The organism is Actinomadura sp. WAC 06369 (genome assembly GCF_003947565.1).
Lineage (GTDB): Bacteria > Actinomycetota > Actinomycetes > Streptosporangiales > Streptosporangiaceae > Spirillospora > Spirillospora rifamycini.
Genome location: NZ_QHJN01000053.1, coordinates 1 through 14159 on the forward strand (window position 1 = coordinate 1; position 14159 = coordinate 14159).

Consider the following 14159-nt stretch of genomic DNA (forward strand, 5'->3'; position numbering starts at 1 on the left):
GGGCCAGCCAGGTGAAGCCGCCGAGGCCGGACGGGTCGGTCAGTTCGGCGTCCTCGCCGGCGTGGCAGAGGGCGGCAACGTAGGCGCGCGGGTCGCGGTGGGCGAGGTCGAGCGGGGGGCGGGCGCCGGTGAGCCCGAGGGCGCGCAGGGCGGTGCGCTGGGTGGTGAGGACGGTCGCGGTGGCGCCCGCGCGCTCGCCCTCGACGGCGCAGGCGTCGAGGGCGACGTGCGCGGTGACGTCGCAGGAGCCGTCGGGGACGGCGGGGACGGTGGACCCGTCGCGGTACCCGGCGAGGGTGCCGTACGGGGGTCGGGAGGTGCGGGTGTGGGCGTAGTCGACCGCGATCGCGAGGCCGCGGGACAGGCGGCGGACGACGGTGCCCCAGGCGGCGCAGCGGGGGCGGCCGACCTCGGCACGGTCGCCCGGTTCGGCCAGCGGCCACCAGCGGTCGAGCCACGCGCGGTCCTCGGCGGACGGCTCGGGCCCGGGGCGTTCGGCGCCGCTGGCGGGGTCGACGAGCATCGTGCGGACGCCGTCCGGGGTGCGCTCGACGACGTCGAGGGGGACGTTGTCGAGCCACTCGTTGGCGATCGCGAGGCCGGTGAAGGACGCGGGGAGGTCGGGGCGCCACGTCACGCCGGGGAGGTCCGGGGGCCGCGGGGCGATCTCGACGGCGGTGAGGTGCAGGCGGTCGCGGAGGTCGGGGGCGGCGTGGTCGCGGACGTTCGTGAGGAGGGCGCCGGAGCCCGCGCCGATGTCGACGAGGTCGAGGCGGGACGGGCGGCCGAGGGACGCGTCGACGTCGGTGAGCAGCCGGGCGACGGCGGCGGCGAAGCGGGGGGAGGCGTGCACGGAGGTGCGGAAGTGGTCGGCGGGGCGCTCGCGCCGGTAGAAGCCCCGCTCCCCGTACAGGGCCCGCTCCATCGCGGTGCGCCAGGGCAGCCACTCGGTGACCAACACGTGTGCGACGTTACCGTGGGCGGCGGCCCCGGGCGGACCATCCTCGCGGCGGAGCGCCGTCCGACTTGCGGCTGATCCGGGGCGTACCAGGCGATACGTAGCCTGTCCGCATGGTCGGGAGGATGTGGGACTGGCTCCGGGGCAAGACGCCGCTGGTCGACGCGTTCCTGGCGGCGCCCGTGGCGTTCCTGGCGCTGCCGGGGCTGCTGAGCGGGTCGTACGGCGTGCCCCCCGTCCAGTACGCCGTGGTGACGTTCGCGCTGCTGGTGCCGCTGGTGCTGCGGCGGACCTACCCGCGGGCGGTGTTCGCCGTGGTCGCGCTGGTGGCGGGCTTGCAGTGCGCGGTGGGCATCACTCCGCTGCCCGCCGATATCGCGGTGCTGATGGGGCTGTACACGGTGACGGCGGGGTTCTCGCTGCGGTGGGGTGTGGCGGCGGCGCTGGTCGTGGAGGTCGGCGCGGTGATGGCGACGTACCGGTATCCGAGCGGCGGCGCCGATGCCCGGTACTCGTTCGTGATGCTGACGGTGGTGACGGCGGGGGTGTGGCTGCTCGGGCTGCACATGCGGACGCGGCGGGCGTACCTGCGGTCGCTGGAGGAGCGGGCGGAGCGGCTGGAGCGGGAGCGGGACGCGGAGGTGCGGATGGCGATGGCCGCGGAGCGGGCCAGCATCGCGCGGGAGCTGCACGACGTCGTGGCGCACAACGTCAGCGTGATCGTGGTGCAGGCGGACGGCGCGTCCTACGCGATCGAGCACGACGTGGGGCGGGCCCGGCAGGCGCTGGAGGCGATCTCCACGACCGGGCGGTACGCGCTGGGCGAGATGCGGCGGCTGCTGGGGGTGCTGCGGGAGGACGACGACGCGGGGGCGTACGCGCCGCAGCCGGGGGTGGCGGAGCTCGACGACCTGGTGGGGCAGGTGCGCGCGTCGGGGCTGCCGGTGACGTTCGAGGTGGAGGGGGCGCCGCCGGAGCTGTCGCAGGGCCGGCAGCTGACGGTCTTCCGGATCGTCCAGGAGGCGCTGACCAATACCCTCAAGCACGGTGGGCCGCGGGCGTCGGCGTCGGTGCGGTTGCGGTTCGGCGGGGACGCGGTGGAGGTCCGGGTGGAGGACGACGGCCGCGGTGCGGCGGCGTCCGGCGGCGACGGCCGGGGGCACGGCCTGGTCGGGATGCGGGAGCGCGCGGCGGTGTACGGCGGCACGGTCCGGGCGGAGCCCCGGGCGGGCGGCGGTTTCGGGGTGCTGGCCCGGATCCCCACCGGCGAGGACGAAGCGGCCGAGAGGAGTATCCGGAATGGGTGAGGACGAGCCGATCCGGGTCGTGCTGGTGGACGACCAGGAGCTGGTGCGGACGGGGTTCGCGATGGTGCTCGACGCGCAGCCGGACATCGAGGTGGTGGGGGAGGCCGGTGACGGACTCCGGGCGCTGGAGCTGCTGCGGGCGACGCGGGCGGACGTGGTGCTGATGGACGTCCGGATGCCGCGGATGGACGGGATCGAGGCGACCCGCCGGATCGTGGCGGCGGGGGAGCGGCCGAAGGTCGTCATCCTGACCACGTTCGACCTGGACGAGTACGCGTTCGCGGCGATCAAGGCGGGGGCGGGCGGGTTCCTGCTGAAGGACGCGGGCCCGGCGCACCTGATCGAGGCGATCAAGGCGGTGCACTCGGGGGACGCGGTGGTGGCGCCGAGCACGACGAAGCGGCTGCTGGACCGGTTCGCGGTGCATCTGCCGGACGCCGAGCGGGCGGCGGCGGGCGGGGCGCTGGAGAGCCTGACCGAGCGGGAGGGGGAGGTGCTGCGGCTCGTCGCGCGCGGGATGTCGAACGCGGAGATCGCGGGGCGGCTCTACGTGTCGGAGGCGACGGTGAAGACGCATATGGGGCGCATTCTGACAAAGCTCGACCTGCGGGATCGTGTCCAGGCGGTGGTCTTCGCCTATGAGACAGGTCTGGTGAAAAGCGGTCAAAATGGCGACACGCTGTAACGGATTGATCACCCTAAGGTGACTTTTTGCCTTCGTCGTGCCCCTTTCGGTTGGCTTACCTGAAAGTAGCTGGGTAACTACCGTACGCGACGTCGTCTTCGCGGACTGCGTCGGGCAATGTCACCTCGGGCCCATAAAGCCCATGTACGGGAGGACTCACGTGATCAAGAAGCTCGCCGCCACCGGTGTTCTCGGCTTCGCCATCACCGCCTCGGCCCTCGCCGCCGCCCCCGCCGCCTTCGCGGGGGACAACGGCCACGCGCACAACGGCCCGTTCTCGGGCAACAAGACCAGCGGGAACTTCAGCATCCTCGGGGGCAACCAGGTCATCGCCCCGATCTCGATCCCGATCAGCGCCTGCGGCAACGCGGTCGCGGTCATCGGCGTCGCCGGCGCCGGCTGCGAGGGCGGCGCGGAGGTCGAGTTCGACTGATCGTCGCCGCACCGAACACCGAACGCCGGCGGCTCCGCGAGGGGCCGCCGGCGTTCGTCTTGCCTGGCGGGGGCCCGCGGGTCGGCGGGACGACTGACCCGGACGTACGACTCAAGTCGTACGCGGCGCCCGGAGGCAGCCTCGATGCCGATGCGGACCGTGGCCGTGCGGGCGATGGCAGGGGCGGCGCGGATTCCTAGCGTGGTGGACGGTCGTAGCCGTCCATGAAGGAGTCACCGTGACCAGCACGTTCACCGGCCCCGCCGGAGGATCTCCCGCCGCCGCCGCACCGCCGGCCGTCGTCGCCGCGGAGGTGTCGAAGGTGTACGGCTCCGGTGACGCGGCCGTCCACGCGCTGCGCGGCGTCAGCGTCGGGTTCGCGCGCGGCGCGTTCACCGCGATCATGGGCCCGTCCGGGTCCGGGAAGTCGACGCTGATGCACTGCCTGGCGGGGCTCGACACGGTGAGCGGCGGGCGGATCACCCTCGGGGACGCGGAGATCACCGGGATGAGCGACCGGCAGCTGACGATGCTGCGGCGGGAGCGCGTCGGGTTCGTCTTCCAGGCGTTCAACCTGCTGCCGACGCTCACCGCCGAGCAGAACATCCTGCTGCCGATGGACCTCGCGGGCCGCAAGCCGGACCGGCAGTGGTTCGACCAGGTCGTGGACGTCGTCGGCCTGCGGGACCGGCTGGGGCACCGCCCGAACGAGCTGTCGGGCGGCCAGCAGCAGCGGGTGGCGTGCGCGCGCGCCCTCGTCGCCCGTCCCGAGGTCATCTTCGCGGACGAGCCGACGGGCAACCTCGACTCCCGTGCGGGCGCGGAGGTGCTGGAGTTCCTGCGCTCGTCCGTCCGGGAGATGGGCCAGACGATCGTCATGGTGACGCACGACCCGGTGGCGGCCTCGTACGCGGACCGGGTGGTGTTCCTGCGGGACGGCGAGATCGTGAGCGAGATCCACGGCCCGACGCCCGAGACGGTGCTCGACCGGCTGAAGAACCTGGGGGCCTGATGCTGAAGACGACGCTGGCGGGCCTGCGGGCCCACAAGCTGCGGCTGCTGCTGACGGCCGTCGCGATCACCCTCGGGGTCGGGTTCATCGCCGGGACGTTCGTCCTGACGGACACGGTCGACAAGGCGTTCGGGCAGACGTTCGCGAAGTCGGCCGGGAAGATCGACGTCGCGGTCCTGCCGGGCGACGGCGCGGGCGCCGAGGGCGCGGACGGCATCCCGCGGGACGTGCTCGAGAAGGTGCGGGCGGTCCCGGGGGTGACGGACGCCGACGGGCTGGTGCGGGGCGGCGCGGCGCTGGTCGGCAAGGACGGCAAGGCGGTCGGCGACATGCCGACGGTGGCGCTGTCGGTGCCGTCCGGGAACCTGCTGCGGTACACGGTCGACGAGGGGCGCGCCCCGCGCGGCGGCGGCGAGGTGGTCGTCCACACGGGCCTGGCCGAGCGGGAGGGCTTCGAGGTCGGCGAGGCGGCGACGGTGCTGGACGGGCGGAACCGGCCGCACCGGTTCACCGTCGTCGGCCTGGTCGACTTCGGCATCGACCAGGAGGCGAGCTACCGGGGCGCGGTCGGGTTCGACACCGCGACGGCGCTGCGGATGACGGGCGAGAAGGCGTACGGGGAGCTGGACGTCCTCGGCGCGGACGAGGCCGCGGTCGCGGCGGCCGTCGGCGGCGGGTACGAGGTGCTCACCGGCGAGGAGCTGGGGGCGCGGCTGGCCGAGGAGGCGGGCGCCGACACCGAGATCATCCGGACGGGGCTGCTGCTGTTCGGCATGGTCGCGATGCTGGTCTCGGCGCTCGTCATCTACAACACGTTCTCGATCCTGATCGCGCAGCGGATGCGGGAGATGGCGCTGCTGCGCTGCGTCGGCGCGACGCGGCGGCAGGTGTTCGGCGGCGTGCTGACCGAGTCGGTGGTCGTGGGCTTCGTCGGGTCGCTGCTGGGCCTGGCCGCCGGGCTGGGGCTCGGCTGGGGGCTGCTCGCGCTGGTGCACCGGTTCGACGACGCGATCCCGGTGGCGGCGCCGACGCTGGCCGTCCGGACGGTCGTGGTCGGCCTCGCGGTCGGCGTCGTCGTGACGGTGGCGTCCGCGCTGCTGCCGGCCCGCGCCGCGACGCGCGTCTCGCCGGTGACGGCGCTGCGCGCGGAGCTGGAGCCGGGCAGCGGCCGGTTCCGCCTGGGCGTCGTGCGGACGCTGCTCGCCGTCCTGTTCTCGGGGGCGGGCCTGGCGGTCGGCGGTTACGCGTCGCTGGTGATGGAGAAGGGCGAGACGGCGATGTTCGCGGTCGCCTTCGGCGGGGCGGTGTTCTTCGCCGGGGTGATCGCGGCGATGCCCGCGCTGGTGCGGCCGCTGGGCCGGTTCGCGGGCGCGCTCCCGGCCCGGGCCGGGGGCGTGCCGGGGCGGCTGGCGGTCGAGAACGCGCGGCGCGCGCCGCGCCGGACGGCGACGACGACGATCGCGCTGACCGTCGGGGTCGGGCTGATGAGCCTGTTCGCGGTGGTCGCGGCGAGCGGTAAGGCGACGTCGGTCGCGCAGATCGAGGAGCAGTTCCCCGTCGAGTTCCAGGTGAACACCCAGTTCGGCGGCGAGGACGACCGGGTGCCGCACGCGCTCGCCGGCGCACTGCGGCAGCGTCCGGAGTTCGCGCAGGTCATCGAGCTGCGGGACACGATGGCGACGGTCGAGGGCGCGGACCTGGTCGTGTCGACGGCGACCGCGTCGGCGCTCGGGACGACGCTGAAGCCGAACGTCACGGAGGGGTCGCTGTCGGCGCTGCGGCCGGGGACGGCGCTGGTGGAGGAGTTCACCGCCGAGGACGCGGGGCTGTCGGTGGGCGACACCGCGCGGATCGCCACGGAGCGGGGCACCGTCGAGGTGGAGGTCGTCGGGTTCCACAAGACGCCCGCGTTCGGCGCGTACCTGGTCCCCGAGGCGGACTTCGACCGTTACTTCACGGAGCGCGACCCGAAGGCGATCATGGTGAAGACGGCGGACGGCACGGACCCGAACGCCGCGCGCAAGGCGATCGACGCCGCCGCGCAGCCGTACCCGACCGTCCGGGTGATGTCGGTCGCGGAGTTCAAGGACACCCTGAGCGACGCCGTGAACAGCATGCTGATGGTCTTCGGCGGACTGCTCGGCCTGGCGATCGTCATCGCGCTGTTCGGCATCGCGAACACGCTGACGCTGTCGGTGGTGGAGCGCACCCGGGAGTCGGCGCTGCTGCGCGCCCTCGGCATCACCAAGCGGCAGCTCCGCCGGATGCTGTCGATCGAGGCGCTGGTCATGGCGGTGATCGGCGCGCTCACCGGGGTCGTGCTCGGCATCGCGTTCGGCTGGGCGGCGACGGAGGCGATGGGCGAGAGCTCGGTGTTCGCGCTGCCCTACGGGCAGATCGCCGGGTTCATCGCGCTGGCCGCGGTGGCGGGGGTCCTCGCCGCCGTCATGCCCGCGCGCCGCGCCGCGAAGGCGTCCATCGTGGAGTCCCTCTCGACGGAGTAGCGTGGCCCGCTCGGACGGCGCGCCGCCATCATCACGGCGGCCCGGGCCCCGCCCGGCCAGAGCGGACCGGGAACACTGCGATTGCGAGCGAAGCCAAGTTCGAGCGGAGCGAGAACTTGATCGCGCAGCGAGCCCCTGGGCGAGTCGGAGCGATGCAGCAATCGCACGAGGCGCCCGTTGAAGGAAGGCCCCCCGGGGCCTGACGCCAAGGGCGTCTCAATGAAACAGGTACTCTGGGCCGCGCAACGTCCGGTACCTACGTCACGAGGACTGGAACGAACGATGGATGAGCACGGCACGCCTTCCGCCGCGCCCGGAAACGAGCAGCCCGGCGCCCCGGAGGACCGTCCCGCCCGGCTGTCGGTCGGCGTCGTGGGCGCGGGCCGCGTCGGTTCGGCGCTGGGCTCGGCGCTCGAACTGGCCGGGCACCGCGTGGTCGCCGCGACGGCCGTGTCGGCGCGGTCGCGGGAGCGGGCGGCCGACCGGCTGCCCGGCGCGGCCGTCACCGACCCGCAGGGCGCGGTGACCGCCGCCGACCTGGTGCTGCTGACCGTGCCCGACGACCAGCTCCCCGAGCTGGCCGCGGGGTTCGCGACGGCGGGCGTCCCGGTCGCGGGCAAGCTGGTCGTGCACACCAGCGGCCGGTTCGGCACGGCCGTCCTGGACCCGCTGACCCGCGCGGGCGCGCTGCCGCTGGCGCTGCACCCGGTGATGACGTTCACCGGACGCCCGGACGACGTCGCGCGGCTCGCCGGGATCTCGTTCGGCGTCACCGCGCCGGAGCCGCTGCGGCCGGTCGCCGAGGCGCTCGTCGTGGAGATGGGCGGGGAGCCGGTGTGGATCCCCGAGGAGCGGCGGCCGCTGTACCACGCGGCGCTCGCGGGCGGCGCGAACCACCTGGTCACGCTGGTCGTCGAGGCGATGGACCTGCTGCGCGCCGCCGGGGTGGACGAGCCGGGCGCGATGCTCGGGCCGCTGCTGGGCGCGGCGCTCGACAACGCGCTGCGGCTCGGCATCGACGGGCTGACCGGCCCGGTCGCGCGCGGCGACGCGGGGACGGTCGCCGATCACGTCGCGGAGCTGGGCCGGGTGTCGCCGGAGAGCCGCCGCGCGTACGTCGCGCTGGCCCGGCTGACCGCCGACCGGGCGCTCGGCGCCGGGATGCTCAAGCCGGAGGACGCCGAGCGGCTCCTCGAGGCGCTGGCGGACTGACCGTCTTGTACCGGTACGGACCGCGGCCGGACGGGTCGCGGCAGGACGAGAACGAGTCGAGGGGAGCGTCGTGACGCCCGTCATCGCGAGGACGCGGGAGGAGCTGGCCGCCGCACGGAAGTCCGTGCCGGGCACGCTGGCGCTCGTCCCGACCATGGGCGCGTTGCACGAGGGACACCTGTCCCTGATGCGGGAGGCGCGCGCGCGTGCGGACGGCGTGGCCGTCAGCATCTTCGTGAACCCGCTCCAGTTCGGCCCCGGCGAGGACTTCGACCGGTACCCCCGGACGTTCGAGGATGACGTCGCGGCGTGCGCGCGCGAGGGCGCGGACGTGGTGTTCGCGCCGTCCCGCGACGTGATGTATCCGGCGGAGCCGCAGGTGACGCTGAAGTCGGGGCCGATGGGCGAGGTGGTCGAGGGCGCGTCCCGTCCCGGCCACTTCGATGGAATGCTCACCGTCGTTCTGAAGTTGTTGAACCTGGTACGTCCCGATGTGGCGGTGTTCGGGGAGAAGGACGCGCAGCAGCTCGCCCTGATCCGCCGGATGGTCGCCGACCTGAACGTGCCCGTCGAGATCGTCGGCGCGCCGACCGTCCGGGAGCCGGACGGGCTGGCGCTGTCGAGCCGCAACCGCTACCTGTCGCCGGACGAGCGCCGCACGGCGCTCGCGCTGTCGCGGGCGCTGCGGGCCGGGGCGGACGCCGCCGCGGCGGGGGGCGGGCCGGACGCGGTGCTCGGGGCGGCCCGCGCGGAGCTGGCCGCGGCGGCGTCCGCCGTGCCGCCGCTGGACCCGGACTACCTCGTGCTCGTCGACCCCGCGACGTTCACCGAGGTCGCCGCCGGCCACGCCGGACCGGCCGTGCTCGCCGTCGCGGGACGCGTCGGCGCCACCCACCTGATCGACAACGTTCCCCTCCAGCTCACCAAGGAGCACTGATGTTCCGGACGATGTTCAAGTCGAAGATCCACCGCGCCACGGTGACCCAGGCGGACCTGCACTACGTGGGGTCGCTGACCATCGACCAGGACCTGATGGACGCCGCCGACCTGCTGCCCGGCGAGCAGGTCCACATCGTCGACATCGACAACGGGGCCCGGCTGGAGACGTACCTGATCGCGGGCGAGCGCGGCTCCGGCGTGATCGGGATCAACGGGGCGGCGGCGCGGCTGGTGCAGCCCGGCGACCTGGTGATCATCATCAGCTACGCGCAGCTCAGCGACGCCGAGGCGCGCGAGTTCGTCCCGCAGGTGGTGCACGTCGACCGGTCGAACCGGATCATCTCGCTGGGCTCCGACCCCGCCGAGCCCGTCCCCGGGACGGACGACCGGCGCGGCGACGTCGTGTCCGCGTCGCCCTCGGCGTCGGGCCGCTAGGGCCAGGCGGCCTTCCCGCACCGGGCGCGCGGTGGTCGGTGCGGCCTCGGTCGGTCGGTCGGGGCGGGCGGATCGTCCGGGGGATCCCGGGCGGTCCGCCCGTTCTGTTCGGGGGTCGGGGAAAAGCCCGTTCCGGGGTTAGTGTCACAATGACGAGAATCGAGCCCCCGGAGGAGGGCACATGATCCCTTCCGCGCTGACCGCCCCCGAACCCGGCTGGACCGCCCGCACCGACATCGTCGTCGTCGGCTCCGGCATCGCCGGTCTCGTCGCCGCGCTCCGCTGCCGCCCGCACGGACGCGTCCTGCTCGTCACGAAGGCGCTGCTGGACGCCGGCTCCACGCGCTGGGCGCAGGGCGGCATCGCCGCCGCGCTCGCCCCCGACGACACCCCCGGCGAGCACCTGGCCGACACGCTCGTCGCGGGCGTGGGGCTGTGCGACGAGGACGCCGTCCGCGCCCTGGTCACCGAGGGCCCGGACGCCGTCCGCGACCTCATCGACCTCGGCGCGGCGTTCGACCGCGCCGACGGCGGGACCATCGCGCTGACCCGCGAGGGCGGGCACCGGCGCCGCCGCATCGCGCACGCGGGCGGCGACGCGACCGGCGCGGAGATCAGCCGGGCGCTGCTCGCCGCGCTCAAGGACTCCGGCGTCGAGGTGATCGAGCACGCGCTCGTCCTCGACCTGCTCAAGGACCCGGACGGACGCGCCGCCGGCATCACCCTGCACGTGATGGGGGAGGGCCAGCCCGCGGGCGTGGGCGCCGTCCGCGCGCGCGCCGTCGTGCTCGCCACCGGCGGGCTCGGCCAGGTGTTCTCCGCCACCACCAACCCGGAGGTCTCCACGGGGGACGGCGTGGCGCTCGCGCTGCGTGCGGGGGCCGAGGTCACCGATCTCGAGTTCGTCCAGTTCCACCCCACCGTGCTCTGGCTCGGGGAGGGCGCGCGCGGGCAACAGCCCCTCATCTCGGAGGCCGTGCGGGGAGAAGGCGCCCACCTGACCGACCTCGCGGGCGAGCGCTTCATGGTCGGACGCCACGAACTCGCCGAGCTCGCCCCGCGCGACATCGTCGCCAAGGGGATCACGAACCGGATGCGGCAGACCGGCGCCGCCTGCATGCTCCTGGACGGCCGGCACTTCGGCGCCGCCATGTGGGAGGCGCGCTTCCCGACGATCCTCGCCGCGTGCCGGCACCACGGCATCGACCCCGTGACCGAGCCGATCCCGGTCGTCCCCGCCGCGCACTACGCGAGCGGCGGCGTCCGCACGGACCTGCACGGGCGCACGTCCGTCCCCGGCCTGTACGCGTGCGGCGAGGTCGCCTGCACGGGCGTGCACGGCGCGAACCGGCTCGCGTCCAACTCGCTGCTGGAAGGGCTGGTGTTCGCGGCCCGGATCGCCGACGCCCTCCCCGGCGACCTCGCGGACGCCCCCGGGCCCGGCGAGGCCGCGGCCGTCCCGTCCGGGCCGGGCGCGGGCGGCCTGCCCGACCCGGCGCGGCGGGCGGACGTCCAGCGGATCATGACCGGGCACGCGGGCGTGCTGCGCCGCGCGGACGGCCTGGCGGCCGCCGCCCGCGAGCTCGCCGCCCTGCCCGGCGCGGGCGCCGCCCCCGGCGTCGCCGCGTGGGAGGCCGCGAACCTGCACACGGTCGCGTCCGCGATCGTCGCCGCCGCCCGGCGCCGCGAGGAGACGCGCGGCAGCCACTGGCGCGAGGACTTCCCGGAACGGTCCGACGCGGACTGGCGCGGCCACCTGGTCACGCGGCTCGTCCGGCCGGGCACGGGGAACGATCGGACCGAACTGGTCACCACCTACGAACCCGCGAAGGGGACAGGCGCATGACACCCGAGACGGACGCGGCGCTGCGGGCCGCCGGGCTCGATCCACAGGCTGTGGACAACCTTGTGCGGACGGCGCTCGCCGAGGACGGCGACACCGACGTCACCAGCGAGCCGATCTTCGCACCGGACGACACCGCGGCCGGGGACTTCACCGCCCGCGAGGAGGGCGTCGTCGCGGGCGTCCCGGTCGCCGCGGCCGTGTTCGACCTGCTCGGCGTCGTGCACGAGGCGAAGGCCGCCGACGGCGACCGGGTCGTCCCCGGCCAGGTGATCCTCTCGGTGAGCGGACCGACCCGGGCGGTGCTGCGCGCGGAACGGACGGCCCTCAACCTGCTGACGCATCTGTCCGGAATCGCGACGGCGACGCGGCGCTGGGCCGACGCGATCGACGGGACGAAGGCGCGGGTCCGCGACACCCGCAAGACCCTGCCGGGCCTGCGCGCGCTGCAGAAGTACGCCGTGCGCTGCGGCGGCGGCGTCAACCACCGGATGGGCCTGCACGACGCGGCGCTCATCAAGGACAACCATGTCGCCGCGGCCGGGTCCGTCACCCGGGCTTTCCGGGACGTCCGAAACGTGTACCCCGCGTTGCACGTCCAGGTGGAGTGCGACACCCTCGCACAGGTGGAGGAGGCACTGGCCGCGGGCGCGCGCGCGATCCTGCTGGACAACATGACCGACGCCGAAATGTCAGAAGCCGTCCGGCTTGTGGCGGGGCGGGCGGAACTGGAGGCGAGCGGTGGCCTTACCCTGGAGCGGGCCCGAGACGTCGCCGTGACCGGAGTCGACTACCTTGCCGTCGGCGCGCTGACGCACTCGGCGCGCGTGTTCGACATCGGCCTTGACTTCACCTGACCAGCGGGGACCTGATGCTGCTCACCATCGACGTCGGTAACACCCAGACCGTGCTCGGCCTGTTCGAGGGCGAGGAGGTGATCGAGCACTGGCGGATCAACACCGACCCCCGGCGCACCGCCGACGAGATCGCCGTGGTGCTGCAGGGTCTGGTGCAGCAGAGCCCGCTGCTCGCCGAGACCGACATCAGCGGCATCGCCCTGTGCTCGACCGTCCCGTCCGTGCTGCACGAGATGCGGGAGATGTGCCGCCGCTACTACGGCGACGTCCCCGCGGTCATCGTCGAACCGGGCGTCAAGACCGGGGTGCCCGTCCGGATGGACAACCCCAAGGAGGTCGGCGCCGACCGGGTCGTGAACGCGCTGGCCGCCGTGCACACGCACGGCGGCCCCGCGATCGTCGTCGACTTCGGCACCGCGACCACCTTCGACGCCGTCTCCGCGAAGGGCGAGTACGTCGGCGGCGCCATCGCCCCCGGCATCGAGATCTCGATAGACGCGCTGTCGTCGCGCGGCGCCCAGCTCCACAAGATCGAACTGGTGCGGCCGCGCAACGTGATCGCCAAGAACACCGTCGAGGCGCTCCAGTCCGGGATCATCTTCGGGTTCGCCGGCCAGGTCGACGGGATCGTCGAGCGGATGGCCGACGAGCTCGCCGCCGACCCCGACGAGGTCACCGTCATCGCGACCGGCGGGCTCGCCCCGCTCGTCCTCGAGGAGTCCCGCTGCATCGACGTCTTCGAGCCGTGGCTCACCCTGATCGGGCTCCGGCTGATCTACGAGCGCAACACCGCGTGACGGGTCGCCCGTAGCAGGCACAGCGCCGCGAGCCCGGACAGGACGGCCAGCAGCAGCGCCATCGGGACGGCCCGGGCCAGCACGGTCAGCAGCAGCGGCGTGAACATCCCCGCGTAGACCACCGCGTACGCGGCGGCGGTCAGGCCCGCCAGCTCGTGCGGCGCGGCGATGCGGGCCGTCTCGCCGAGGCTGTAGGTCAGTACGAGCCCGTAGCCGAGGCCCAGCGGGACGGCCGCCGCCGCGGTCAGCGCGGGCGCGCGCAGCGCGACCGTCAGCGCGGCCGCCAGCAGGCCCGCCGACACCGCGAGCAGCCCGGCCCGGGCGACGAGCCGCGGATGCCGCGCCTCCAGCCGCCGCGCGAGCGGCTGCGCCGCCATCCCCGAGCCGAGGGTGAGCGCCGTGACCAGCCCCGCGTGGACGATCGGCGCGCGCTCCACCGGGACGACCGCCGGCAGCAGCGCGAACGCGCTCGTGGGCGCGGCGAACGTCCAGATCGCGACCGGCACGACCGCCCCGCGGAACGCGGGCCGCCGCACCCCGCCGAGCCCCCCGAACCCGCCGAGCCGCCGCCCTCGTGCGAGCCCGTCCGGGGACGGGCGGGCGGGGCGGACGTCGGGGACGCGCAGGGCCGCGGGCACCGCGACCGCCATGATCAGCAGGTGCGGCACATAGGCGGTGACCAGCGGGGACGGCGCCCACTGCGCGACGAGCGCCGCCGCGAGCGGGCCGGCGCCGAACCCGGCCGACACCGCCAGCGCGGTGGCCCGCACGCCGGGGCCGGGCGCCAGCTCCTTGACCCACGCGGTGCCCGCCGCGAGCACCGCGCCCGTCACGACCCCCGCGAGCAGCCGTCCCGCGTACAGCAGCTCCGGCACCGCCGCACCGGCCATCAGGACGAGCGTGGCCGGGGCCGACGCGCACGCGGACGGCAGCGCGACGCGGCGGCGCCCGAACCGGTCGGACAGCGGTCCGCCGAGCGCGAGTCCGGGCACGAGCCCGAGCGCGTACACGCCGAACACGGCCTGCGCGGCCCCGCCGCCGAGGTGCAGCCGCTCGGTGTAGAGCACGAGGAGCGACGCGAACTGGTTGGCGCCCCAGCCGACCCCGAACATGATCAGCGCCACCGGGAGCCAGCGCCGGGGAGGCGTGCCCGACTTGTCCATGATCTTTGTCTACG

General features: G+C 74.6%; 13 protein-coding genes. 11 read left to right on the top strand and 2 right to left on the bottom strand.

What is annotated here, in order from left to right; translation table 11 throughout:
* Positions 1-961: SAM-dependent methyltransferase (locus tag DMH08_RS16500; RefSeq protein WP_325052926.1), on the bottom strand; the 961-nt coding region annotated here is incomplete at its 3' end.
* A 110-nt stretch (positions 962-1071) separates the two neighbouring features.
* On the opposite strand from DMH08_RS16500, the gene DMH08_RS16505 reads away from it, so the two are divergent.
* The 11 genes from DMH08_RS16505 to DMH08_RS16555 all read left to right on the top strand — a co-directional run bounded on the left by DMH08_RS16505 (position 1072) and on the right by DMH08_RS16555 (position 12982).
* On the top strand, positions 1072-2265 hold the full coding sequence (locus tag DMH08_RS16505; protein WP_125615472.1) for a sensor histidine kinase: 1194 nt from the start codon (positions 1072-1074) through the stop codon (positions 2263-2265).
* Complete coding sequence (locus tag DMH08_RS16510; RefSeq protein ID WP_125615475.1) at positions 2258-2950, top strand: response regulator; 693 nt, start codon at positions 2258-2260, stop codon at positions 2948-2950. Before DMH08_RS16505 ends, DMH08_RS16510 begins: the two co-directional genes overlap by 8 nt.
* 142 nt (positions 2951-3092) lie before the next feature.
* Positions 3093-3383, top strand: coding sequence for a chaplin family protein (locus tag DMH08_RS16515; RefSeq protein WP_125615478.1), 291 nt, complete (start codon positions 3093-3095; stop codon positions 3381-3383).
* A gap of 238 nt (positions 3384-3621) precedes the next feature.
* Positions 3622-4395: an ABC transporter ATP-binding protein gene (locus DMH08_RS16520; RefSeq protein ID WP_034519008.1), complete on the top strand. Its 774-nt coding sequence runs from the start codon at positions 3622-3624 to the stop codon at positions 4393-4395.
* On the top strand, positions 4395-6899 hold the full coding sequence (locus DMH08_RS16525; protein WP_125615481.1) for an ABC transporter permease: 2505 nt from the start codon (positions 4395-4397) through the stop codon (positions 6897-6899). The genes DMH08_RS16520 and DMH08_RS16525 overlap by 1 nt, the downstream gene beginning before the upstream one ends.
* A gap of 282 nt (positions 6900-7181) precedes the next feature.
* Entirely contained in the window at positions 7182-8111 is a 930-nt protein-coding gene (locus DMH08_RS16530) for a Rossmann-like and DUF2520 domain-containing protein (protein WP_026403533.1), read from the top strand.
* 70 nt (positions 8112-8181) lie between these two features.
* The gene (gene panC, locus DMH08_RS16535; RefSeq protein ID WP_026403532.1) at positions 8182-9048 is read left to right on the top strand and encodes a pantoate--beta-alanine ligase; all 867 of its coding nucleotides are present in this window, start codon (positions 8182-8184) and stop codon (positions 9046-9048) included.
* Positions 9048-9485: an aspartate 1-decarboxylase gene (panD, locus tag DMH08_RS16540; RefSeq protein ID WP_026403531.1), complete on the top strand. Its 438-nt coding sequence runs from the start codon at positions 9048-9050 to the stop codon at positions 9483-9485. The genes panC and panD overlap by 1 nt, the downstream gene beginning before the upstream one ends.
* Before the next feature lie 181 nt (positions 9486-9666).
* Entirely contained in the window at positions 9667-11331 is a 1665-nt protein-coding gene (locus tag DMH08_RS16545) for an L-aspartate oxidase (RefSeq protein ID WP_125615484.1), read from the top strand.
* Positions 11328-12185 (top strand): carboxylating nicotinate-nucleotide diphosphorylase, encoded by an 858-nt coding sequence (nadC, locus tag DMH08_RS16550; protein WP_125615487.1) that lies wholly within the window; start codon positions 11328-11330, stop codon positions 12183-12185. The genes DMH08_RS16545 and nadC overlap by 4 nt, the downstream gene beginning before the upstream one ends.
* A 14-nt stretch (positions 12186-12199) precedes the next feature.
* Complete coding sequence (locus DMH08_RS16555; protein ID WP_026403528.1) at positions 12200-12982, top strand: type III pantothenate kinase; 783 nt, start codon at positions 12200-12202, stop codon at positions 12980-12982.
* Here DMH08_RS16555 and DMH08_RS16560 read toward each other — a convergent pair.
* Positions 12961-14145, bottom strand: a complete 1185-nt coding sequence (locus DMH08_RS16560) for an MFS transporter (RefSeq protein WP_125615490.1) — start codon at positions 14143-14145, stop codon at positions 12961-12963. The two genes, DMH08_RS16555 and DMH08_RS16560, sit on opposite strands and share 22 nt — an antisense overlap.
* Between the last annotated feature and the right edge of the window lie 14 nt (positions 14146-14159).